Annotated in this window: 23 protein-coding genes and 1 pseudogene; 22 read left to right on the top strand and 2 right to left on the bottom strand. The window is 47.2% G+C overall.

Annotation, left to right across the window (positions count from 1 at the left end; translation table 11 throughout):
* The first annotated feature begins 13 nt into the window (after positions 1 to 13).
* The 14 genes and pseudogenes from VSQ62_RS28265 to VSQ62_RS28200 all read left to right on the top strand — a co-directional run bounded on the left by VSQ62_RS28265 (position 14) and on the right by VSQ62_RS28200 (position 11,473).
* Positions 14 to 994 (top strand): biotin--[acetyl-CoA-carboxylase] ligase, encoded by a 981-nt coding sequence (locus VSQ62_RS28265; protein WP_334638226.1) that lies wholly within the window; start codon positions 14 to 16, stop codon positions 992 to 994.
* Entirely contained in the window at positions 987 to 1,316 is a 330-nt protein-coding gene (locus VSQ62_RS28260; protein ID WP_334638225.1) for a DUF6145 family protein, read from the top strand. Before VSQ62_RS28265 ends, VSQ62_RS28260 begins: the two co-directional genes overlap by 8 nt.
* An 11-nt stretch (positions 1,317 to 1,327) precedes the next feature.
* Positions 1,328 to 2,098 carry a type III pantothenate kinase gene (locus VSQ62_RS28255; protein WP_334638224.1) on the top strand — a complete coding sequence of 257 codons (771 nt, stop codon included), beginning with the start codon at positions 1,328 to 1,330 and terminating at the stop codon, positions 2,096 to 2,098.
* 80 nt (positions 2,099 to 2,178) lie between these two features.
* Positions 2,179 to 3,129 (top strand): tRNA dihydrouridine synthase DusB, encoded by a 951-nt coding sequence (dusB, locus tag VSQ62_RS28250; protein WP_334638223.1) that lies wholly within the window; start codon positions 2,179 to 2,181, stop codon positions 3,127 to 3,129.
* Between the two features lie 301 nt (positions 3,130 to 3,430).
* Positions 3,431 to 3,913, top strand: a complete 483-nt coding sequence (gene greA / locus VSQ62_RS28245; protein WP_334638222.1) for a transcription elongation factor GreA — start codon at positions 3,431 to 3,433, stop codon at positions 3,911 to 3,913.
* 16 nt (positions 3,914 to 3,929) lie between these two features.
* Positions 3,930 to 5,411: pseudogene (lysS, locus tag VSQ62_RS28240) on the top strand (lysine--tRNA ligase); the annotation flags it as partial.
* Positions 5,412 to 5,821: 410 nt separating this feature from the next.
* On the top strand, positions 5,822 to 6,286 hold the full coding sequence (locus VSQ62_RS28235; protein ID WP_016219871.1) for a DUF6075 family protein: 465 nt from the start codon (positions 5,822 to 5,824) through the stop codon (positions 6,284 to 6,286).
* The gene (locus tag VSQ62_RS28230; protein WP_016219872.1) at positions 6,279 to 6,446 is read left to right on the top strand and encodes a hypothetical protein; all 168 of its coding nucleotides are present in this window, start codon (positions 6,279 to 6,281) and stop codon (positions 6,444 to 6,446) included. The genes VSQ62_RS28235 and VSQ62_RS28230 overlap by 8 nt, the downstream gene beginning before the upstream one ends.
* Before the next feature lie 26 nt (positions 6,447 to 6,472).
* The gene (locus VSQ62_RS28225) at positions 6,473 to 7,258 is read left to right on the top strand and encodes a ParA family protein (RefSeq protein ID WP_016219873.1); all 786 of its coding nucleotides are present in this window, start codon (positions 6,473 to 6,475) and stop codon (positions 7,256 to 7,258) included.
* A complete protein-coding gene (locus VSQ62_RS28220; RefSeq protein WP_016219874.1) occupies positions 7,248 to 8,144 on the top strand; it encodes a ParB/RepB/Spo0J family partition protein in 897 nt (298 codons plus the stop codon). The genes VSQ62_RS28225 and VSQ62_RS28220 overlap by 11 nt, the downstream gene beginning before the upstream one ends.
* Positions 8,125 to 9,279: a replication initiator protein A gene (locus tag VSQ62_RS28215; protein WP_016219875.1), complete on the top strand. Its 1,155-nt coding sequence runs from the start codon at positions 8,125 to 8,127 to the stop codon at positions 9,277 to 9,279. The genes VSQ62_RS28220 and VSQ62_RS28215 overlap by 20 nt, the downstream gene beginning before the upstream one ends.
* A gap of 367 nt (positions 9,280 to 9,646) precedes the next feature.
* Positions 9,647 to 10,000, top strand: coding sequence for a helix-turn-helix domain-containing protein (locus VSQ62_RS28210; RefSeq protein WP_016219876.1), 354 nt, complete (start codon positions 9,647 to 9,649; stop codon positions 9,998 to 10,000).
* Positions 10,001 to 10,364: 364 nt separating this feature from the next.
* Positions 10,365 to 11,021 carry a sigma-70 family RNA polymerase sigma factor gene (locus VSQ62_RS28205; protein WP_016219877.1) on the top strand — a complete coding sequence of 219 codons (657 nt, stop codon included), beginning with the start codon at positions 10,365 to 10,367 and terminating at the stop codon, positions 11,019 to 11,021.
* Entirely contained in the window at positions 11,018 to 11,473 is a 456-nt protein-coding gene (locus VSQ62_RS28200; protein ID WP_016219878.1) for an RNA polymerase sigma factor, read from the top strand. The genes VSQ62_RS28205 and VSQ62_RS28200 overlap by 4 nt, the downstream gene beginning before the upstream one ends.
* A gap of 64 nt (positions 11,474 to 11,537) precedes the next feature.
* Here VSQ62_RS28200 and VSQ62_RS28195 read toward each other — a convergent pair whose 3' ends face one another.
* Positions 11,538 to 11,948, bottom strand: coding sequence for a hypothetical protein (locus tag VSQ62_RS28195; RefSeq protein ID WP_016219879.1), 411 nt, complete (start codon positions 11,946 to 11,948; stop codon positions 11,538 to 11,540).
* Positions 11,949 to 12,055: 107 nt separating this feature from the next.
* On the opposite strand from VSQ62_RS28195, the gene VSQ62_RS28190 reads away from it, so the two are divergent.
* Together VSQ62_RS28190 and VSQ62_RS28185 are read left to right on the top strand one after the other, a co-directional pair.
* Positions 12,056 to 12,274, top strand: coding sequence for a helix-turn-helix domain-containing protein (locus VSQ62_RS28190; protein ID WP_016219880.1), 219 nt, complete (start codon positions 12,056 to 12,058; stop codon positions 12,272 to 12,274).
* 199 nt (positions 12,275 to 12,473) lie between these two features.
* Positions 12,474 to 12,692 carry a helix-turn-helix domain-containing protein gene (locus VSQ62_RS28185; RefSeq protein ID WP_016219881.1) on the top strand — a complete coding sequence of 73 codons (219 nt, stop codon included), beginning with the start codon at positions 12,474 to 12,476 and terminating at the stop codon, positions 12,690 to 12,692.
* Between the two features lie 84 nt (positions 12,693 to 12,776).
* Here the strand turns inward: VSQ62_RS28185 and VSQ62_RS28180 are convergent, their stop codons facing one another.
* On the bottom strand, positions 12,777 to 13,550 hold the full coding sequence (locus VSQ62_RS28180; protein WP_016219882.1) for an RES domain-containing protein: 774 nt from the start codon (positions 13,548 to 13,550) through the stop codon (positions 12,777 to 12,779).
* Positions 13,551 to 13,820: 270 nt separating this feature from the next.
* Here VSQ62_RS28180 and VSQ62_RS28175 point away from each other — a divergent pair, with 270 nt between their 5' ends.
* The 6 genes from VSQ62_RS28175 (at position 13,821) to VSQ62_RS28150 (ending at position 23,223) form a co-directional block, all read left to right on the top strand.
* Positions 13,821 to 14,096 (top strand): hypothetical protein, encoded by a 276-nt coding sequence (locus VSQ62_RS28175; protein ID WP_022746166.1) that lies wholly within the window; start codon positions 13,821 to 13,823, stop codon positions 14,094 to 14,096.
* A gap of 33 nt (positions 14,097 to 14,129) precedes the next feature.
* On the top strand, positions 14,130 to 20,075 hold the full coding sequence (locus VSQ62_RS28170) for a SpaA isopeptide-forming pilin-related protein (RefSeq protein WP_334638221.1): 5,946 nt from the start codon (positions 14,130 to 14,132) through the stop codon (positions 20,073 to 20,075).
* A gap of 201 nt (positions 20,076 to 20,276) precedes the next feature.
* Positions 20,277 to 20,438 (top strand): hypothetical protein, encoded by a 162-nt coding sequence (locus VSQ62_RS28165; protein ID WP_016219884.1) that lies wholly within the window; start codon positions 20,277 to 20,279, stop codon positions 20,436 to 20,438.
* A complete protein-coding gene (locus VSQ62_RS28160; protein WP_159749796.1) occupies positions 20,390 to 20,668 on the top strand; it encodes a hypothetical protein in 279 nt (92 codons plus the stop codon). Before VSQ62_RS28165 ends, VSQ62_RS28160 begins: the two co-directional genes overlap by 49 nt.
* 60 nt (positions 20,669 to 20,728) lie before the next feature.
* Entirely contained in the window at positions 20,729 to 21,259 is a 531-nt protein-coding gene (locus VSQ62_RS28155) for a PcfB family protein (protein ID WP_016219886.1), read from the top strand.
* Positions 21,260 to 21,342: 83 nt separating this feature from the next.
* Positions 21,343 to 23,223, top strand: a complete 1,881-nt coding sequence (locus VSQ62_RS28150) for a VirD4-like conjugal transfer protein, CD1115 family (RefSeq protein ID WP_242838168.1) — start codon at positions 21,343 to 21,345, stop codon at positions 23,221 to 23,223.
* Positions 23,224 to 23,369: the final 146 nt, after the last annotated feature.

Genomic DNA, 23,369 nt, shown 5'->3' with positions numbered 1-23,369 from the left:
GAGGTTAGATATTATGAAGTCAGAGATTCTGCGGCTTCTGAAAGAGAATGAGGGATATCTGTCCGGGCAGCAGCTCTGCGACTGCTTCCAGGTATCGCGGACGGCAGTGTGGAAGGTCATGGAGCAGCTTAAGAAGGAAGGCTATCAGATAGAGGCGGTGAGGAATAAGGGATATCGGCTCATAGACAGCCCTGACGTTATGTCCAAAGCAGAGATCGAAAGTCTGACGAAGGGCAGATGGGCAGGGGCGCAAGTCGTCTATTATGAGGAGACGGATTCTACGAATAACCGTGCCAAGGAAGCCGGGGATAAGGGCTGCGGGCACGGAACCTTATTCGTGGCAGAACGCCAGGCGGCAGGGAAGGGCCGCCGGGGCCGGGGGTGGGAATCGCCTGCCGGGACCAGTATCTATATGACGATTTTGCTCCGTCCGGCTATTCTGCCGGCCAAAGCGCCCCAACTGACGCTTCTGATGGCGGTTGCCGTGGTAGAAGGAATCCGCAAGGTTACGGGGATCAACTGTCAGATCAAATGGCCCAATGATATCGTGCTTCACGGCAGGAAGGTCTGCGGGATCCTGACGGAGATGAGTACAGAGATCGACTATATCAATCATGTGGTTATCGGGGTTGGGATCAATGTGAATCAGGAGACATTTCCGGAGGAGATCAGAGAACGGGCCATATCCTTGAAGACGGAACTTGGCGGCAGTATACGGCGCTCTGAACTGATCGCGGCGGTGATGGAGAGCTTCGAGGCTTGCTATGAGACATTTCTTAAGACGGAAGATCTGTCAGTCTTGAAGGCGCGTTATAATTCCCTTCTGGTAAATAAGGACGAGAAGGTGAGGGTATTAGAGCCGCGCAATGAGTATGAAGCCTGCGCGCTCGGTATCAATGACGCGGGAGAGCTGATAGTCAGGATGCAGGACGGTCAGGAGAAGGCGGTCTATGCCGGCGAGGTGTCTGTGAGAGGAGTATATGGATATGTATGATGGGAAGGTGGTGCTCTGCGGCGCCAATTCTTATGAGGAAAAGTATTATCTGAATCCGGATTTTGAGCAGCTTCCGGAGGCAGTCAAGAACGAGATGAAGATCATGTGCGTGCTCTATGTCAATGATGTGGGCGGTATTCTTACGCTGGTCTATGATGAAGACGGAGAACTGTGCTTTGAAGTGACCGCGGAGGAATTTGACCCTATGTTCGACGAGATCGGGAGTCAGTTGAAGATCAAGCAGCTTCAAAGAGAGAAGCAGGAGCTTCTGGAAGCATTGCAGATGTATTATAAGGTCTTTTTTCTGGGTGAGGACGTATAAGGAGGAGAGATATGCTGTTAGTGATCGACGTAGGAAATACGAATATTACAATGGGAGTATTCAAAGGCGAAGAGCTGCTCGGTACATTCCGGCTGACAACGAAGCTTCCGAGGACTTCGGACGAATATGGGATCACCCTAAAGGAGCTGGTAGAACGCCAGGGTATCCGAAGCACCGAGATTACCGCTGTGATCGTTGCGTCTGTAGTACCGGATATCATGCATTCTCTCGGAAGCGCATTTATCAAATACTTCGGGATCAAACCGATGGTGGTATCTGCCGGGATCAAGACAGGGATCCGCATTGTGACGGAGAATCCCAAGCAGGTAGGGGCGGACCGTATCGTGGATGCGGTGGCGGCGTATACGCTGTACGGCGGACCTGTGATCGTGATAGACTTCGGCACGGCGACGACCTATGATATCGTAGGAGCGGACGGAACCTTCGAAGGAGCGGTCATCGCGCCCGGAATCAGGATCGCGGCTCAGGCGATGACGGAACAGGCGGCAATGCTGCCCGCTATCGAGATCAAGAAGCCGGAATCTATCCTGGCGAAAGAGACTGTAGCCAGCATGCAGGCCGGACTGGTCTTTGGACAGATCGGGCAGACGGAGTATATTGTTAAGAAGATCAAGGAAGAATCGGGATATCTGAATGCGAAGGTTATCGCAAGCGGAGGTCTGGGGAAGATGATCGCGAAGGAAACGGATGTGATCGATGTCTATGATTCGCAGCTGACGTTAAAGGGACTGCGGTTTATCTATGAGAAAAACAAACGGTAGATGTTATTAAAATATAACAGGGGCGTAGTGAAATTCGGTTTTGCTGCGTCCCCAAATTTGACTTAAGGGGTGTACCTGAATTGAAAATCGGCAATATAGAACTTGCAAATCCATATATTCTGGCTCCCATGGCGGGCGTGACGGATCTGCCGTTCCGGCTGCTGTGTATGGAACAGGGGGCGGGGCTTCTGTGTATGGAGATGATCAGCGCCAAAGCGCTGCAGTACAAGAATAAGAATACAAAAGCATTGCTTGCTATCCATCCGAAGGAATATCCGGTGTCCCTGCAGCTATTTGGTTCGGATCCGTATATCATCAGTGAGATGGCTAAGGAGATCGAGGAACTTCCGTTCCAGATCCTGGATATCAATATGGGCTGCCCGGTTCCAAAGGTCGTGAAGAACGGTGAAGGCTCAGCGCTTATGAAGGAGCCGAAGCTGGTGTATGAGATCGTAAACCGGACGGCAAAGGCGATCAGAAAACCGGTAACGGTGAAGATCCGTAAGGGATTCGACGACGGGCAGGTCAATGCGGCGGAAATCGCGAAGATCATAGAAGAAGCCGGAGGAGCGGCGGTCGCCGTCCATGGGAGGACGAGAGAGCAGTATTACTCGGGCAGGGCAGACTGGGAGATCATCCGTCAGGTAAAGGAGGCGGTATCGATTCCTGTGATCGGAAACGGGGACGTGGTTTCCGGGGAAACGGCGCAGGCTATGATGCGGCAGACGGGCTGCGACGGCGTGATGATCGGCCGGGGCGCACAGGGGAATCCCTGGATCTTCCGGGAACTCGCAGAATATGAGCGGACGGGGGAAACCGCCGCAAGGCCGTCCAAAGAGGAGTTGAGGGCGGCAATGCTCAGGCATGCCAGGCTGCAGATCGAATTCAAGGGAGACTATCTTGGGATCCGTGAGATGAGAAAGCATGTATCCTGGTATACGAAAGGGATGGAAGGATCTGCGAAGTTAAGAGATGCGATCAACAGAGTGGAGAGTTATGAGGAGCTTGAGGAGCTTCTTGGCGGGATATAGAGTATTGAGTGTCCTGTGAAATATGTCCCTTGCAGGGCGGGCGTATGATTGTTCTGCAAGGTATGAAGATATGAAATCATGCATATACTGTAACGGGTCAGGGAAGCGGCGCAGTCAGCTTCGCCGGCTGATTTTGCGTATGTATGTAAAATGACTGCGGACAGCAGCGGCAGTCAGGCAAAACTGTTACGTGAATAGTAAGATTTCCGCGGGATTTCGGCATCAAAGTCATTGACATACTTATGGCGTTTCGGTATAATAATTGAATTGTGAAAGTTGAGAAGGAAAGGAAGCAAGACACATGGAAGCTAAGAAAAGATTACTTACTTATGCGGGCTTGAAAGCACTGGAGGACGAACTGGAGCACTTGAAGGTGGTAAAGCGCAAGGAGGTTGCCGGTAAGATCAAAGAGGCAAGAGAACAGGGTGATTTGTCCGAGAACGCTGAGTACGATGCGGCGAAGGACGAGCAGAGAGATATCGAGGCGCGTATTGAAGAATTGGAAGGTATTCTTAAGAATGCGGAAGTTGTAGTCGAGGATGAGGTAGACTTTGATAAGATCAATGTAGGATGTACGGTAAAGGTTTATGACAAGACATTTGACGAAGAGATGGAATTTAAGCTGGTAGGCTCCACAGAGGCCAACAGTCTGGAAGGAAAGATCTCTAATGAATCTCCGGTAGGACAGGCGTTGATCGGCTGTAAGGTGGGAGACCAGGTCGAAGTAGAGACTCAGGCGGGAGTTATGGAATACGAAGTATTGCATATCAGCCGTTCATTATAAGGAAGGAGAGGAAGACGTGGCTGAACAGCAGAAGAAGGTACAGGAGCAGGATATTAACCAGTTGAGGAAGGTTCGCCGTGAGAAGCTTGCGGAGCTGCAGAGCAGCGGCAGGAATCCGTTCGAGATCACGAAGTATGATACAACATGCCATGCTATAGATATTAAGAATAATTATGAGGAAATGGAAGGGAAGCAGGTAAGGCTTGCGGGGCGTGTTATGCAGAAGCGTGTCATGGGCAAGGCTTCCTTCTGTAATATTCTTGATCAGAGCGGCAATATCCAGTCTTATGTGGCAAGAGACAGTATAGGAGAAGAGGCTTATAAGGATTTTAAGAAGATGGATATCGGCGATATCGTGGGTATTGAAGGGGAGGTCTTCAAGACGAAGACGGGAGAGATCTCTGTTCATGCGGCTGCGGTAACGCTTTTGTCCAAGAGCCTTCAGATACTCCCGGAGAAGTTCCACGGCCTGACCAATACGGATATGCGTTACCGTCAGCGGTACGTGGACCTGATCATGAACCCGGAAGCCAGGGATACATTCATCAAGCGCTCGAAGATCTTAAGTTCGATCCGTAGATATCTGGACGGACAAGGGTTCTTAGAGGTGGAGACGCCCATGCTGGTAAGCAATGCGGGAGGTGCGGCTGCAAGACCATTTGAGACGCATTTCAACGCGCTGAGCGAAGACTTCAAGCTGCGTATTTCCCTGGAATTATATCTGAAACGTCTGATCGTCGGCGGATTAGAGAGAGTCTACGAGATCGGTCGCGTGTTCAGGAACGAAGGACTGGATACCAGGCATAACCCGGAATTTACCCTGATGGAATTATATCAGGCATATACGGACTATAATGGGATGATGGATCTGACCGAGAACCTGTACCGCCATGTGGCGCAGGAAGTGCTTGGAACGACTACCATCACCTACAACGGTGTGGAGATGGATCTTGGAAAGCCGTTTGAGCGGATCACGATGATTGATGCCGTGAAGAAGTATGCGGGCGTCGACTGGAATGAGGTAGAGACGCTTGAACAGGCACGGGCGCTTGCAAGAGAGCACCATGTAGAGTTCGAGGAGAGACATAAGAAGGGTGATATCCTGAGCTTGTTCTTCGAAGAATTCGCAGAAGAGCATCTGATCCAGCCGACGTTTGTCATGGATCATCCGATTGAGATCTCGCCGCTTACGAAGAAGAAACCGGAGAACCCGGATTATGTAGAGCGTTTTGAGTTCTTCATGAACGGATGGGAGATGGCGAATGCCTATTCTGAGCTGAACGATCCGATCGACCAGAGAGAGCGGTTCCGTGCGCAGGAAGAGCTGCTGGCGCAGGGCGATGAAGAGGCGAATACTACGGATGAGGATTTCCTGAATGCGCTGGAGATCGGTATGCCGCCGACAGGCGGGATTGGGTTCGGGATCGACAGGATGTGTATGCTGCTGACGGATGCGGCGGCGATACGGGATGTGCTGTTATTCCCCACGATGAAGTCTTTGGACAAATAAAGCCAGTATTTTCAAGGGTTTGCGGTACTTCGATTCAGATTTTGCAACAAAATTGCAACAAATTTGCAACGCATAATGCGGGATAATGCCTGATAATGCGTTGATTGGTACATGAGCCAACTTAATACAGTAAGCACTTTAAGGACATTTTTCTAAAAGAAATTTTAGGGAAGTGTCCTTTTTTGTTATGGTCAAAAAATAAATTTGAATTGGAGGAAAAGGAAATGGCAAACACAGCGTTAAGGTCAGGAGTGAAAAACCGTTCTCCGGGGCAAAAGCAAATTCGGGTTGACAGTTAGCCGTATTTTGGGTAACTGGCAGCACGAATCCACAAGGGTTTGGGAGTGTAGCTCCCAAGAATATAAAAAAACAAGCAGATAAGATAAGGAGGACAAGCTATGGCAGCGAATACAGCGAAAGGTGCAGGAAACAAAGATACTCGCACAATTACTTTCAAGAGCAAAGAACATAAGGATTTTTATAAGGAGTACCTGCAGAAATGCAGATACCAGGATGTATACCATAAAGCATTGGTGTACTGCCTGGGGATTGGTCAGGATACTAGGGTAAATGTGAACAGAATTTATGATTTTAAAACAGGATGCGTGAAAACGGAATGCCTGCGGGAAGGATGGCAGACCAGCGGAAGTGCGAAAATTGTACGGATGGCATTTAACCTCTATTGTAATGGAACGCCAAGTGTCTATGATACGGAGGATGTGGATGAACAATTAAAGGAGTTCCGTTGTTATACAGTGGAAGATTTATTCTGCTGCGGCTATGCCAGATACTTTTGGGAGGCAGTCAAGCTCCGCTATCCGGAATACTGTTTTTACGTGGATATGGAGGATTTATATGCTTAAAATCAGGATGCAGGGGACAAAGAAAGACCTTCACTGGTTCCGGCGGCTTTTGGAGCGGCATGAAGGCGTGGATGTGAAAGAAGTGTCGGAACCATTTGCAAACAAAGGGACAAATAAGTATTTCCGTGTATATGCGGAAGTGGAAAGAACAGAAAAATAGATTGGAGAATCAGGAGGAAAGTATATATGTGCAGAGTGATCGCAGTAGCAAACCAGAAAGGCGGAGTCGGCAAGACTACAACGTGTGTGAATTTAGGGATTGGGCTTGCCAGGGCAGGCAAGAAAGTATTGTTGGTAGAGGCAGATGCGCAGGGCAGCATGGCGGTGAGCTTAGGTGTTGCGGAGCCGGACGAGCTGGATGTGACGTTAGTGAACATCATGGAAAAGGTAATCAACGACGAGGATGCAGAGTTAGGTGAGGGCATTATCCACCATGAGGAAGGGATTGATTTTATCCCGGCAAATATCGAACTGGCAGGCTTGGAAACGGCCTTGGTAAATGTTATGAGCAGGGAAACGATACTGCGCCAGTATCTCAACAGCGTAAAAGGGGAGTATGACTTTGCGATTATTGATTGTATGCCCTCGCTTGGCATGATTACGATAAACGCCCTTGTAGCGGCGGACAGCGTACTGATTCCCGTAGAGGCGGCATATCTCCCAGTCAAAGGGCTTCAGCAGCTTATTAAGACGATTGGACGGGTACATAGAAAGCTAAACCCAGCGCTTGATATTATGGGGATTCTGCTGACAAAGGTAGACCGGAGAACAAACTTCGCAAGGGACATTTCAGCGCAGATCCGGGAGGTATATGGGAACCGGGTACATATTTTTGAGAACTGCATCCCGTTATCTGTAAAGGCTGCGGAAACCACGGCAGAGGGGAAAAGCATCTATCTTCATGATCCGAAGGGGATTGTGGCAGGCGGCTACCACTCACTGACACAGGAGGTGCTTGCGGATGAAAAGTAAGAGCGCAGAGAAGGTAAAGCTGAACAGCTTTGATGATTTGTTTGGCATAGATGAAACGGGCGAAACGGTCACTTCCGTTCCCCTAAGTGAGCTGCATACGTTTAAAGGCCATCCGTTCCGGGTATTGGATGATGAAAAAATGCAGGAAACGGTGGAAAGCGTAAAGCAGTATGGCGTGTTGATGCCGGGGATTGTGCGCCCGCATCCGGAAGGCGGCTATGAGGTTATTGCAGGGCATAGACGGTGGCGGGCCTGTGAGCTTGCCGGACTTACGGAAATGCCTGTCATTATCCGGGAAATGGATGATGATACAGCGGTAGTCCTGATGGTCGATACGAATATCCAGAGGGAGGACATCCTGCCAAGTGAGAAGGCGAAGGCATATCGGATGAAATACGAAGCAATGAAGCACCAGGGCAGCAAAGGGGAGAAATATACTGCGGATGCCATCGGGGAAGCTGCCGGGGACAGCGGGAGGACAGTGCAGCGTTATATCCGGCTGTCGGAACTGGCGGAAGAACTGATGGATTATGTGGATGAAAATAAAATCCCTATGGTGGCCGGGGAGAAACTGTCTTATCTGAAAGCAGAAGAACAGGCATGGGTTGTGGACGCCATCGGCAACAGCGGCATATTCCCATCGAAAGCGCAGGCAGAACAGCTAAAGGAAAGCAGTGAAACAGGGGAATTGACGGAAGGGAATGTATATGCAGTTTTAATCCGGAAAGAGAAGGAAAATGTGAATGTGACGATTTCCGCAAAGAGAATCCGCAATTATTTCCCGACGGAATATTCCAAAGAGCAGATTGAGGATGTGATCTATACACTTCTGGAGGAATGGAAGCAGAAGGAGGGAGGGACAACGGATGCAGGAATTACAGTTTGATTATTATCGGGGCATGGAAGCGGAGCAGTACACGTTTTACCGGATTCCGAAGGTTCTGTTCACTGCAGAATGCTTCAAGTCTCTCTCTTGTGAAGCGAAGGTTTTATACGGTCTTTTATTAGACCGTATGAGCCTTAGCATAAAGAACCGGTGGTTTGATGAAGAGGACAGGGTGTATATCATTTTTACAGTGGAAGAAATTGCAGAGCTTATGAACTGTGGTACACAAAAAGCGGTAAGGCTTCTGAAAGAACTGGATGCAGATAAAGGAATTGGACTGATTGAAAAGAAACGCCTGGGGCTTGGAAAGCCGAATGTCATATACGTGAAAAATTTCATTATCCGGCAGACAGAGGGCAAGGAAAGAGAGGAAAAACAGGGTGGAATGCCTATAAATGCACAGAATAGTGAAAATCACAATTCAAGAGTTGTGAAAACCACAATTCAAGAATTTCCAGAATCACAATTCAAGAATGGTGAAAATCACAATTCAGGAATGATGAAAACCACAATTCAAGAATCTCCAGAATCACAATTCAAGAATGGTGAAAATCATACTTCTGGAATGGTGGGAATCACAATTCAAGAATTTCCAAAATCACAATCTAATAAGACTGATATTAACAAGACTGATTTAAGTAAGCCTGAATTTAGTGAAACGGAGTGTAGTAAGCCTGATCTTAATGATCCTGAATCCGGTGTGTCTGCTATCCATCCTAATCCTATCCTGTCTAATCCATCTATCCCAGGAACAGAGCCGGATGTGATGGGAGAGATGGATGCTTACCGAGACATCATCCGGGAACACATATCTTACGAGTGTTTCCAGGACGGGCGCTATCACCGGAGGGAGGACGTGGATGAACTGGTGGAGCTGATGGTGGAAGTGATGATGCTGCCGGACAATGGCACAGTGCGGGTTGCAGGAGTGGAAAAGCCGGCGGCGCTTGTCAAGAACCGGTTTATGAAGCTGAACCATGAGCATATTGAGTATATCCTTACCTGCCTGGGCGCAAATACGACGAAGGTGGGAAATATCAAGGCATATCTTCTGACAACGCTGTATAATGCCCCGATGACCATAAGCAATTATTACACAGCGGAAGTGAACCATGACCTATATGGGAGCGGATGAAAAAGCACGGGGAATATTGGCGATAAAATTGTTTCGGTGTGCCAGGCGTGATATACTGGATGCAGGTACAGATTGGAGGAAGGTATGAAAATAAGTGAATTTGTAAAGAAGCCTTGCAGGGCGTGATTGGCGTTTGAAAGAAATAGAAAGAAACAGAAAGGACAGGCAATACAGGCATAAATTGAATAACAATCCGTAAAAACAGCTTGATACACGGCTGTTTTTTTGTTGTCCAACTTTACGGCACGGTGTCGCAAAGTCAGGGGACAGGGCTTGACGGAATGGCGGATGTAAAGCGGGCTGCGCACTTTACGACACGATGACGGAAAGTTCCGGGAGAAAATTCAGACCAGGAAGGAGGTGCATATTGGGCAATCGTGCAGGGTCGCAGGACTTGATTGAATTGGGCAACCGTATCCGAGACCGGAGGAATGAGATCAGCATGTCACAGGAGAAGGTTGCGGAACAGGCAGGGATCAGCGCCAACACCGTCAGCCGCATTGAGGGCGGGCAGTCTGCGATGTCCATAGAGATATTTATAAAAATGGTGCAGATACTCGGCGTGGATGCGAACGAGCTTCTTGGCGTAAGCGGCCAGACGAAGGAGGATGGGCAGTGCCGGAAGATGTTCTGCCGCATCCGGCATCTGAAACAGAGTGAGCAGATGGTGGTTTTACAGACGATGGAGGCATTGGTCGATGGACTGCGGCAATGCAGGTGATGTGATTTACCACAGTTCTTGAAGTTCCACAAATATGTTGCCCTTTCCAGGAATCTCCACATATATGTTGGGGTAAACGGAAGGGCCGGCTGTTAAACTGGATACATCAGAGGAAAACAGCCACAGGAGAAAACGATGATGGAAGGGGGATAGCAGAAAGGCAGATAAAAAGACCAGGATTATCAGAAAAATATAAGGATAAAGTTATGGACTGGTAAAGGCGGTAAAAGGGGTTCTTGGCTCCCGTTAAAAAAAACGGGTGAGCCGGGAGCGTTATTTTACTGCCTTCCTGCTGTATCGGACAATCCCTGTGATGCCAGTTTTCCAGGCCGCCCGCAGCCTTCGGGCAGAAAGGCGGCTATATATGCTGACATTGCAGGAATTGAAACGAATTGTGGATGTGCCGGGTTTTGGAGTAAAACTTCCAACGGCAAAGCAGCTAAGGACATCCAGATCGGTAATCGCACAGGAAAGGCTTGGCTTGGATTCGGAAATATCCGCTTATCAGAGTGGCTATGTGCTTTATCAGGTGGAAAAATATTTCACAGTGTTTTTACTTCACTCATGCAGGGATTATCTGTATCTGGCAGATGGAAAGACGGTTATCCTGCCGGAACAATTTTTTGAAAACAGGGAATGGTATCTGCGGCTTGTACTGGAAGGCGAAGACCGGCTGAACCGGAACCATGAAGAAAAGGAACGGAGCTGGAATGTTTCTTACAGCGCTGTATCCGAAGATTGGCTGGCAATGGAAAACCTGACAGAATCCATGTTAGAGCATTTGACAAGGCAAGAGACGGTGGCAGAAATATTGGGGATTTTATCGGCAAGGCAGAAATATGTCATTCAAAAATATTACCTGCAGGAAGAAACACAGGAGCAGATTTCAAAGGAATTAGGCATCAGCCAGCAGGCGGTATCCGCAATGATTTCCCAGGCAGTCCGCAGCATCCGTAAAAATTATCAGGCTTCCCAGAATTGCCCTGATTACAGGATATGTTGCGGGGAGGGCCGGGCATGAGAGGGAAACAGCCGAAGGAACGGGATCATTATGTGCTGCGGATGGCGGACGGTACATTAGTGGATGTGACCAGGGAGGTTTATTTAGAATGGTATCGGTCACGGCGCAGGGAGCGGTATCAGAAGGAGCGGAACCGGAAACATGGCATATGCAGTCTGGACAGCTTAGAGGTCCGGGGGAATGGTTCAGGGCATTTCCAGGATGTGGCAGAGGGGGTGGAGGAGACGGTTTTGCGAAATATCTGCCGGGATAAAGTGAGGGAAGTTCTGGAAAAACTGCCTGCAGAGGACGCCAGGCTGATTGAACTGCTGTATTTTGCGGAAGCTACGGTAACAGATACGGCAAAGCTCTTTGGCTGCAGCCGGAAAACGATACAGAACCACCGGAAACGGATATTAGAAGAGTTATGCCGGAAAATGAAAGATCAGGGAATTCAAGGGGGATATTTCTGAAAGCACATGGTTTTCCACTTTGCGACATCGTGTCGCAAAGCGGAGTCCTGCCATCAGGTATATTTTATTCGTATTGTATTTCAAATTCTCCTGGATTGTCTTTGATATTATTTTGTACATCAGGGTTTTCTGTATTAAATTCTGTAACGTATTCAAAAGAATAAGCTTCCTTACCTTTTTGTGCATTTTTTTCAGAAGTGAATACATCTACGGATACATTGTTAGGATATCCGTTTATATCAAACGAAAAGCGTGTACTGTGGAAATCATTGTCAAGGATATGCTGTATGATTTCCCTGGAACATGCTTCTTTATCCGATACGTCATCTTTATCGGCAATGACATCAATATCCAGCTCATACCAGTTACCGGATGTTGTGTTATTGGAAGAGAGAATGTCCATTTCAATATATTCTTTGGAACACCCACATATCATTCCGCATGATAATAAAATTAAGAGTCCTGTTTTTTTCATTTCCCGTCACCTCCAATTACCTAACCAAATGGTTTGGTTTTGAATAAAGTATAACATCTGGTGATAAAATTTGAAAGAGTAAAACTAACCAAACGGTGAGGTGCGATATGTATTACAGGCGGATCAGGGATTTGAGGACAGACCATGATTTACGGCAGATAGATGTGGCTGAATTTTTGGGCTGCCATGAAGGTGTATACAGAAGGTATGAGAATGGGGTGCGGGAGATACCGCTATGGGCATTGTTGAAGCTGGCAGAACGGTATGATGTCAGTGTTGATTATATGCTTGGGATTACAGATAATAGAAGAAAATATGGTGAATAGGGTTATGGCACATTAATTTCTCATGCCATAACTCTTTTTGCATCATGCTCTCCTGCAGGATGTTTTATATCTAATACTTTGAGCATTTTCAAATATTGGCCATCTTCTATTTACCTAACCGAATAGTACGGTTTTGATTAGAATATCCTATCTGATGATAAGATTGAAATATAGATCAAACCGAACGGTGAGGTGTAGTATGCATTACAAGAGGATCAGGGATTTAAGGACAGACCATGATTTAAGACAGATAGATGTGGCTGAATTTTTAGGGTGCCATGAAGGAGTGTACAGAAGATACGAAAATGGTTCACGTGAGATACCGCTATGGGCATTGATGAAACTGGCGGAACGGTATGATGTCAGTGTCGATTATATATTGGGGATTACAGATAATAGAAGAAAATATGGGGAATGAAAGGCTATGGGATAAGTCATGTACCATAGCCTTTTATTATTTTCAGGATTGTGTATCTATTCTTCGATTGAGCTAAATCCGTTTTTAATTCTGGCCCGCAGAAGACGGGGGAGCCTGTTGTTTTCCTTTTACAACTTTGCTATTTGTACATCTGTTATTTTTATTTTCATCCCATAAGGCAATATTATGTTTATCGGTATAAGAAGAATTATATTTTATGCCGGAAATATCCTTCCTATTTTTTAAAATGTCTAAAAAATCCAATGGTACGGCATAATTTTGTTCTGCATAAGCTGGAGATGTTAAATAATCTTTTATGAAGATATAGAACGCCCTAATATCAACGGAATAATGGCTGGCGAAAAACTGTACTGTTTCATCTGAAAACAGGCTGTCAAGCCCATCGGAAGCCATGATTGTAAAATCCATTACGCTAATTCTGTTTTTTATAGTGCATTCAGCAACAGAGATATAATCGTTTTCAGCAGCTTTTTGTTCTTTACAGGAAGTCTTTATATCTTCTGCCAAATAAAGGACTTGTTCGCCGGCATGATTTACCCTTCCAGTTATCTTTATTGCTGATGCAGGCGCTACACCAGAATGCAGATCATCATATCCGCTTATTGGTATGCCGTTTTCTTTAATAATCCCTGTATTTTCTCCATCAGCTGGATCAATGATTCTTGCTCTATAATAAATTCCATTATCCAATTCAGTTATGGGTATGTGCATTGCCGCCTGTTGAAACAGTTCTTGGTTCTTTTCTTTTTTTTCGCCATTCAAACTCTCAAAACTAAATTGTTTAACATTAAGCATGGAAAAGAGCGCCAGGTCGGTTCTAATTTTAAAGTCATGCATTTTCATCACTCCTTTTTCAATAAACTATTAACGGGTAAAATTCTGACTGCTTAATAGTTATTCTATCATATCTAAATGTTTTTTCCATTCCAATTTTATCTTATATTAAAAAATCAAAGAAATTTGCAAATCTGCTTGTATTTTGCCCTCTCCAGCCTGCTATTAGTGAAAGGGTAACATTTCTGAAAAATTTCCACTATCACAATTCAAAAATTTTTCCTTTCAGCGTACCTTGAAAATTTCATATCCTGCCCAGATTGATACCCGGCATTGAGTGTGCATCTTAGCGTACCTTGCCGGAGAAAACGCCCCAGGAAAGAGAAGCCGGGGCAGGGAACGGGTCTGGGAGGAACACAGGAAAACGCTCAATATAAAATAAAGCCAGTCCGGGAAACCGGATTGGATAACAGCAGATGCCATGCAGGGAAGCCTTTTTGTTCCGGTGTGTTTGAATATGCCGGGACCAGAGGGCTTTCCTGTATTGATGTGCTGTTATCGGCTGGCAGTGCAAATAAAACGAAGGGAGACAGATATATGGGAAGATAGGAAATAAGCGGAAAAGACAGGATGATGGCAGTTATGGGACTGCACAATGAAGAAAGCGAGGGACAAAATATATTGAAAGGAAATGTAAAGAGGATTGTATCCGGCCTGCTGTCGGCGGTCACGGTCTTGTCAGCCTTCTTACAGCCGGTGGGAGTTTATGCGGCAGTGCCGGAGACTGTGGCTTATGAAGCGGAGTACCCGGCTTTTGAGAAGGTGAAAGAAAAACTGGATGCGGATGAAATTGTGGCTGCAAAAGATCATATCGTGGAGATTGACAGTGGCTTTGACGTGGAACATGATTTTTCCGGCATAGAGTTTTCGCCGGATAAAGTAAAAATCACATTCTATGAAGCAACGGACAAAGGTGGGAAAAAGATTGATATCAGGAAGGCAGGGACTTACAAAGCGGTTTATTTTGTAGAGCCGGCCAGTAAGAATCCATCTTACCATATCAGCAGGAACATTATTGTAAAGGAAAAAATGTCTGTATCATCTTCTGAAAAGCGGACGGCAGATGGAGAAGGAAGCGAAAACAGCCATTCCGATGATTCAGAAGGAACGGAAGCAGATGGGGAAGGAGATTTGCCAGGGCAGACGGCAGATGGGGAAGAAATCCCAAAGGAATCCATGACGGAATCCGAGATGGAAGCGGTCATAGAGGGCATGGAACAGGCAGAAGATACAAGACAGGATGCGGAAATGATTGCAGAGGAAGAAGGCATCCTTCTGTTTGCAGAAGCAAGGCAGACGGCAAGGGCTTCTGATTCCGCAACAATGGTAAAGGGAAGGAAGATTTATTATCCCGGCAACCTGGGAAATTACTCTACCTGTTATTTCACGGTAAATGGGAAGATCGCATATTGCCTGGAGTCTGCAAAGGGTTCCCCGGATACCGGGAGCTACGCCGCCCAGATCATAGACGGGAATCCGAACCTGCAGAAAGCGCTTTATTATGGCTATGGCGGCACAGGGGATGTGACTGCAAGCTATATGCCGTCCTTTGGAGAGGATTTAAAGTATGTGTTCACCCATATCGCGGCCAGTTATTTTTACTGCGGCATGGATGGGTTTGCCGGATGCACGATGGATGATTTGCGGGAGTGCGGGGTGCTTGGTTGGATCAATTATCTGGAAAGCCTGCCTGCGCCGCCCGATCCACAGATCAGTTTGAGCAAGACCGCTTTGAAAGCAACCTATGATGGCTCGAAGCAGGTGACGGGGACAACGAAGCTGAACGGTGATTCCAGAAATTCCATTACCATTAAGCTTCCAAAGGATGTGACATTCCATAATAAGACAGACGGGAGCAAGCAGACAGGGGGAAATGTCCGTGTTTCCGGTGGGACAAGTTTTTATTTTACTGCCCCGGTGACGGTCAATGGGAACTGGAATACCGGAGCAATGAAAGGCAGCATCCGGGTGATATGGAAGGCGCTTGTCGTTCCGACAGGGAGCGCCACGCAGGATATTGGGAGTTATTATGAGGAAGAAGGCGGCAATTCCGTGAGCCTATCCGTGGACTGGCTGGAACGTGCAAAAGTGAAGGTAATCAAGGTGGATTCCATTGCCAACGCAAACCTTTCCGGCGCTGTATTCGGCATTTACCGGGATAAGGACTGTACGGACTTGATTACCAGGATGTCTGCAACGGACAGTAATGGTGCGTCGGAAGCGGAAATTGTCATGACACAGAATACGGTGTATCTGAAAGAGATTACGGCTCCGGCAGGATACCGGTATAATGCGACTGCTTACCGTGTGGCTTTGGAAGCGAACCAGACAGCTTCCACGACTGTCCCGGATGTGGAGCAGCTTGGAAATCTGACGATTTACAAGGAAGGCGAGGTTCTGACAGGTGCGGATTCCAATGAGAACGGCACAGCATTCCGTTATGAAAGCCGTAGACAGAAGGGCGCTGTATTTAATGTCTATGCGGCAAAGGATATTACCACGCCGTATGGCTCGGTAGTCTATAAAGCCGGGGAGCTGGTGGCGGAAAACCTTGTGACCGGGGACAATGGCTCTGTGATGCTGAAAAACCTGCATCTTGGCACATACCGGGTAAAGGAAATGCAGGCTCCGAAGAACTTCTATAACAAAGGGGAAACAAAGGATGTGGCGATTGCCTATGCCGGGCAGATGGCGGAGGCGGCGTTTGCCAATGCTACATTTTTAAATGACAGGCAGAAAGCGGATGTGCGTGTGGTAAAGAACGATAAGGATACGGGAAATGGACTTGCAGGGGGAATTTTCGGACTGTATGCTTCAGAAAATATCACCAATGCAGACGGGAATGTTGTTGTATCCAAAGGCGCACTGATAGACAAAGCAACAACGGATGGTGATGGCAATGCAGCATTTTTGGCAGACCTTCCGGTTGGGTTTGGGTATGAGGCAAAAGAAATCCAGGCTCCAGAGGGGTATCTTAGGAATACGGAAGATGTGTATTCTTTCCGGTTTAGTTACACCAATGACCAGGAAGCGAAAGTGACATTCTCCCATACTTTTGCTAATGAGCGTGTCAACGCCACAATCCGGCTGCAGAAGAAGGATAAGGAAACCAACAAAAATATCCCGCAGGGGGACGGAACACTGGAACACGCCGTTTACGGACTGTATGCAAGGAATGACATCCTGCACCCAGATAAAAAGACAGGCGTCCTTTATAAAGCCGGGGAACAGGTGGGAACGCTGACTACGGATAAAGAGGGCAAGGCGGAGATCACAGATTTATACCTTGGGGAGTATTTTGTGAAGGAAGTCACGCCGCCTGCGGGTTATCTGGCAGATGAAACGGAGTATGACTTAGTTTGTAACTATGAGGGAGATTTAGTTGCTACGGTAGAGCGTGACTGCACATCCCCGGAACAGGTGAAAAAGCAGCCGTTCCAGATCATCAAGGCGGCAGATAATGGGAAAACCGATGCGGATTTATTATCCGGCGCAGGGTTTACCGCATGGCTGGTATCTTCCCTGGATAAGAAAGAAAATGGCTGGTATGATTTTGATTCCGCTGAACCGGTGGCAATCGGGGAGAACGGGGCAACGGAAATCTTCACTGATGAAAGGGGCTATGCCTGCAGCATCCCGCTCCCGTTTGGGACGTACATTGTGAAAGAAACGAGCACGCCGCATAATTATACGCCGGTCAAGGACTTCCTTGTGCATGTCACAGAGCATAAGCCGACGACGCCGCAGGTATGGCGGGTGCTTCTGGACGATGAATTTGAAGCGAAGCTGAAAATCGTGAAGCAGGACGATGAAACGAAGAAAGCTGTGCTTGCAGAAAATACAGAGTTCAAGGTGTATGACCTGGACAACGAGAAATATGTGGAGCAGGTGACGACTTACCCGACCGTGGTAACACATAAATCCTATTTCACGGACAGCGAAGGTTATCTGATTTTGCCGCAGAACCTGAAAATCGGTCATTATCGGATAGAGGAAGTCAATGCCCCGTCTGGCTATACGCTGAATGAGAATTATTATGAAGTGTCCGTGGATTCAGATACGTTGTACCAGATGGACGATGTGTCAGGGGATGTTATCATTGATGTTGTCTATGAAAACCATCCGGTAAAGGGGGAGCTGCATATCGTGAAGAAAGGTGAAGTGCTGAACCGGTACGATGATAAGGATTTCCGGTATGAGGTGGAAACATTAGAGGGTGCAGAGTTCAAAGTTTATGCGGCAGAGGATATTTACACCGCTGATTTCCAGAAGGATGAAAACGGGAACCGGATTCTTGAATATGCTTCTGGCGTATTGGTGGATACGCTGGTGACAGATAAAGACGGGAAAGCGTCGATTGAAAACCTTCCGCTTGGCACATACCGGGTAGAAGAAACAAAAGCCCCGGAAGGGTTTGTGCTGAATGGAGAGGCGCAGACCATTACCTTTGCTTACACAGACCAGAACACGCCAATCATTGAACAGACAGCCACATTTGAGAATGACCGCCAGAAGGTGGCGATTGCAGTGGTGAAGAAAGATGCAGAGAATGAATCTGTGGTAGCGGGGGCAGTCTTTGGACTGTATGCGAAGGCTGATATTTTCGCACATGGGGAAGTGATTGTTAAAGCGGATATGCTGCTTGGTGAAGCCATGACAGGGGAAGATGGCAGGGCAGTCTTTGACCTGGATCTGCCTTTCGGGGAATATTACATCCGGGAGGAACAGGCTCCTGCAGGCTATGTATCTTCCGATGAAACCATTGAAGTATCTGCAGCATACCAGGGGCAGGATGTAGAAGTTGCAGAATATGTGTCTGAATTTAAAAATGAACCGACAACCGTTTCCATTAAAAAGACAGACCTTGCAACAGGCGTGGAACTGGAAGGGGCAGCATTGACTGTCCTTGATAAAGACGGGGATATCGTAGATACATGGAAATCCGTCAAAGGAGAGGAACATATCATTAAGCGGCTGACCGTCGGAGAAACTTATACGCTCCGGGAGGAATTAGCGCCTTATGGGTATTTAAAGGCAGAAGAAATCACGTTTACCGTGGAAGATACGGCTGAAATCCAAAAAGTGGAGATGAAGGACGATGTGCCGACAGGTACGCTCCTGATCAACAAAGAAGGGGAGTTTTTAGAAAATGTATCGTTGCTGGACAGCATTGGCGGCTGGATCACGCATCTGTTTGAGTATGTCACCGGCTCACTGAAAGATGTTGTCTTTGAAGTGTATGCCCTGGAGGATATAAAAGCGGCAGATGGGGAGAGTGAGGATTATTATAAAAAGGATGAGCTGATAGCTGTCATCACCACGGACGATAGCGGGATTGCAAAACTGGACAATCTCCCTCTTGGGAAATATTATGTGAAGGAGAAAGAAACAGCAGAGGGTTATGTTCTTGACGGGGAAATCCGGGAGATTGACCTGACTTACCGTGATCAGGACACAGCGGTTGTCACGTTCTCTACGGACTGGCAGAATAACCGCCAGAAAGCAGAAGTCAATGTAATAAAGACGGAGAAAGATTCTGACCGTGCAGTGGAAGGGACGGTATTCGCCCTTTGTGCGAAAGAGGACATCACCAATAAAGATGGCGAAGTGATCATGGAGGCGGATACGGTGATTGAGGAAAAAGCCACGGACGAAGATGGGAAGCTGTCATTTGCGGCTGCCCTCCCGATTGGGTTCCCTTATTATGTGAAAGAAACGGCCCCTGCTCCGGGATTTACCAGCGAAGGTGAAACAAAGGAATTTGACTTCACCTATGAAGATGCGGAGCAAGAAAGCATTTCCTATGAATTTGCCTTTGAAAATGTTCCTACGGTATTTGAGTTTACCAAAACATCCCTTACAGATGGAAAAGAGGTAGAGGGTGCGAAGCTTAAGGTAACGGATGAAGACGGCAATCTTGTGGATGAGTGGGTTTCCGGCAAGGAGCCGCATATCATCAAAGAATTAGTAGTTGGTAAGAAATATACCATGACAGAGACACAGCCTGCAGACGGCTATGTGACTGCGGAGAGCATTGAGTTTGTTGTGGAGAATACAGGAGAAGTGCAGAAGGTGGATATGAAGGATGATGTGACAAAGGTGGAGATTTCCAAGACAGACATAGCCGGGAAGGAACTGCCAGGGGCAAAACTTTCCATTCTGGATAAAGACGGGAAAGAAGTAGAAAGCTGGACTTCCGGGAATAAGCCGCATTATATGGAAATGCTGCCAATCGGGGAATACACACTGCATGAGGAAAGTGCGCCGGACGGCTATCTTGTGGCAGAAGATGTGAAGTTTGAAGTTAAGGATACCGGGGAGATCCAGAAGGTTTCGATGAAGGATGAAGCGGAGCCGGGCGAACCGGATCAGCCGAAGGAAACACCGAAACCGAAAACGCCGTCTGCTGAGACTCCGAAAACAGGGGATGACAGGCCGTTCTGGTTATGGCTTGCCTTGGCCGGGATTGCAGTCTGCGGGATAGCAAGCTCTGTGATTATATTCTGCAGAAAAAGGAAGGAGGACTGACAGCGTTTGGAGCAATCCAAGAAAACGCTCATTGCAACACAATAATAATTTAATAAGACATATGGGCGTTTGCAGAAAGAATCTGTAAGCGTTTTTTTATGCTTGTATATGGGGAACTGTCCATTACAGGTTTTAAATGGGAATGTATCCACTCAGAAATTGATGTATGGCAGTGCCCCATATGGAAAGGGGTGAAGCAGAATGAAAGGAATCATTGCCGCCGCAGGCGTATTTGTGGCGGTCACGCTGTACTCGTGCATCCGGGCAGGGGCGCAGGAGGACCAGCGGATGGAGGAAATGAGGCAGAGAGGGGAATGGGATGCAGGCAGGAAGGACAGACAGCCGGAACCGGGCGAGGGATAACAGGAGATATGCGGCGGACAGGCCGGGTGACTGTAAACACTGTTATTTCTGGAAAGGAAAGCGGAAAGGCTGCAGCCAGGAGGAATGTTATTACCTTCTCCCGAAGGAGAGTCCGGCATCAGTGGATGTTTCCGAAAATCCTCTGCCGCAGGAATTTAGCGGAAATGGCGGTGGCGGCTGTCAAGGATGTCCATACGGCAGGCATTCCCCATGCATCGGTTACTGTCTGAAAAAAATTTTACAGGAGATGGGGGAGAAAAAACAATCCGCAGGAAAGGAGGGGGAACGACTTGCAGGACGAGGTAAATGAGAAAACCGTATCGCTGTGCGTCAATGGCGGCAAGATCTCCGCAAGGATTCTGAAAGCCGCCATGCTGAAAGCGCTGGCAAAGATGGAACAGGAGAAGCGGAACGGGAAGCAGAAAAAAATGGAGAAACAGGCAGTGCAGAAAGCGGAGAAAGGAGCTGCTAAAAGCCACGGGAAACAGAGCATGGAGAAGCTGATGAATCAAGGATGCCAGCTTTCCAATATTGAAGTGACAGACGGCAATATCAAATCCTTTGAGAAATGTGCCCGGAAATACAGCATTGATTTCAGCTTGAAAAAAGACACATCCATCTCCCCGCCCCGTTATTTTGTATTTTTCAAGGCAAAGGATGTGGATGTCATGACGGCGGCATTTAAGGAATATACCGGGAAGTCGCTGAATAAAAGCAAGAAACCATCCGTCCGCAGGAAGCTGGAACTGGTGAAGGAGCGGGTTGCAAAGCACAGGGAGCGGGAAAAGACGAAACAGAAGGAACGGAGGCCGGAGCATTGAGTGGGAAACCAAAAAAGAAACCTGCAGCAGAGAAAAAATCCGTGCCGTTGTCTGGAAAATTAAAAAGCATAATCCGGGAGAAAATGCTTCCCGTAGATGTGAAGCGTCTGGCAATGCTGAATATCCCCTATGTGATTGTGTTTTATCTAGTGGATAAATTAGCGTGGCTGTACCGCCATTGTGTAGGGGATTCCATGATAGAAAAGTCGATGGCGCTGTTCTTAAATTTCCAACTGGCGTTTGAAAATCCGATTCCGAGTATTCATGGGGGTGATCTGCTGGCCGGAGTGGCCGGGGCTGTGGCTGTGAAACTCATGGTATATCTGAAAGGCAAAAATGCGAAGAAATACCGGCAGGGAGTGGAGTATGGATCTGCAAGGTGGGGAACGCCGAAAGATATTGCCCCATACATAGACCCGGTATTTGAGAATAATATTCTCCTGACGCAGACGGAACGCCTTACCATGAACAGCAGGCCGAAACAGCCAAAGTATGCCAGGAATAAAAATGTAATTATTATTGGAGGAAGTGGAAGCGGCAAGACACGGTTCTATGTGAAGCCGCAGCTCATGCAGATGACGCCGAATGTCAGCTATTGTGTCACTGATCCGAAAGGCACAATCCTGGTCGAATGTGGGGAGATGCTGAGGCGTGGCACACCGAAAATGAAAGACGGGAAAGCGGTACGGGATAAGAATGGAAAAGTTGTTTATGAACCGTATAAGATCAAGGTTTTAAATACCATCAATTTCAACAAAAGTATGCATTACAATCCGTTCCGGTATATCCGCTCGGAGAAAGATATTTTGAAGCTGGTGAACACTATTATTGCAAATACGAAGGGGGAAGGAGAAAAATCTTCCGAAGATTTCTGGACGAAAGCAGAGCGGCTTTTGTACTGTGCATTGATTGGCTATATCTATTATGAAGCGCCAGAGGAAGAACAGAACTTCTCTACGTTACTGGAGTTTATCAATGCTTCGGAGACGAGGGAGGACGATGAAGAATTTAAAAATGCTGTGGACGAACTGTTTGAGGAACTGGAACAGGAGAAGCCGGAACACTTTGCGGTACGGCAATATAAGAAATTCAAGCTTGCGGCGGGCAAAACCTCAAAAAGCATACTTATTTCGTGCGGAGCCAGATTAGCGCCATTTGACATTGCGGAACTGCGGGAGCTGACTTTTTACGATGAAATGGAGCTGGATATGATCGGGGATCAGCGAACGGCAATGTTTATTATCATCTCCGACACGGACGATACCTTCAATTTCCTTGTGGCAATCATGTATACCCAGCTATTCAATTTATTGTGTGACAGGGCGGACGATGTGCATGGTGGCAGGCTTCCTTACCATGTAAGGCTGTTGTTGGATGAGTTCAGCAATATCGGGCAGATCCCAAAGTTTGACAAGCTGATCGCAACGATAAGGAGCAGGGAAATATCAGCGTCTATTATTTTACAGTCGCAGAGCCAGTTGAAAACCATCTATAAAGATGCAGCCGAGACAATTTTAGGTAATTGCGACACCATGTTATTCCTTGGGGGCAAGGAAGGCTCCACGTTAAAGGAGATTTCTGAAAATTTAGGGAAGGAGACGATAGATCTTTACAACACGTCAGATACCCGTGGGCAGAGCCGTTCTTATGGATTAAATTATCAAAAAACAGGAAAAGAATTGATGAGCAGAGATGAGCTTGCCGTTATGGACGGGAATAAGTGCATCCTACAGCTGCGTGGGGTTCGCCCGTTCCTGAGTGACAAGTTCGATATTACCAGGCATAAGCGGTACAAGCAGTTATCGGATTATGACAAGAAGAATGCCTTTGATGTGGAGGCGTATATGAAACACCAGTTAAAAATCAGGATGAAGGAGGAATTTGATCTATATGAAGTAGACGGAAGTGAGGAAACTGCAGAGGGAACAACGGAGCCAGCAGACGGGGATCGGCAGGGGGCATAGACAGGGAAGCTATTCTTTTTGCTGTATGTTAGGCTTGAACTTTGCGACACGATGTCGCAAAGTGGGTTCCATGCAGAAATATTCGTTTGAAACTTGGCAGAAGAAAACTTTACGACACGATGTCGCAAGGTAGATTTTGAAGCATA

It is taken from the genome of Sporofaciens sp. JLR.KK001, assembly GCF_036941055.1.
Taxonomy (GTDB): domain Bacteria; phylum Bacillota; class Clostridia; order Lachnospirales; family Lachnospiraceae; genus Sporofaciens.
Note: the sequence above shows the minus strand (reverse complement) of the source record. Positions and strands in the feature narration are given on the sequence as shown.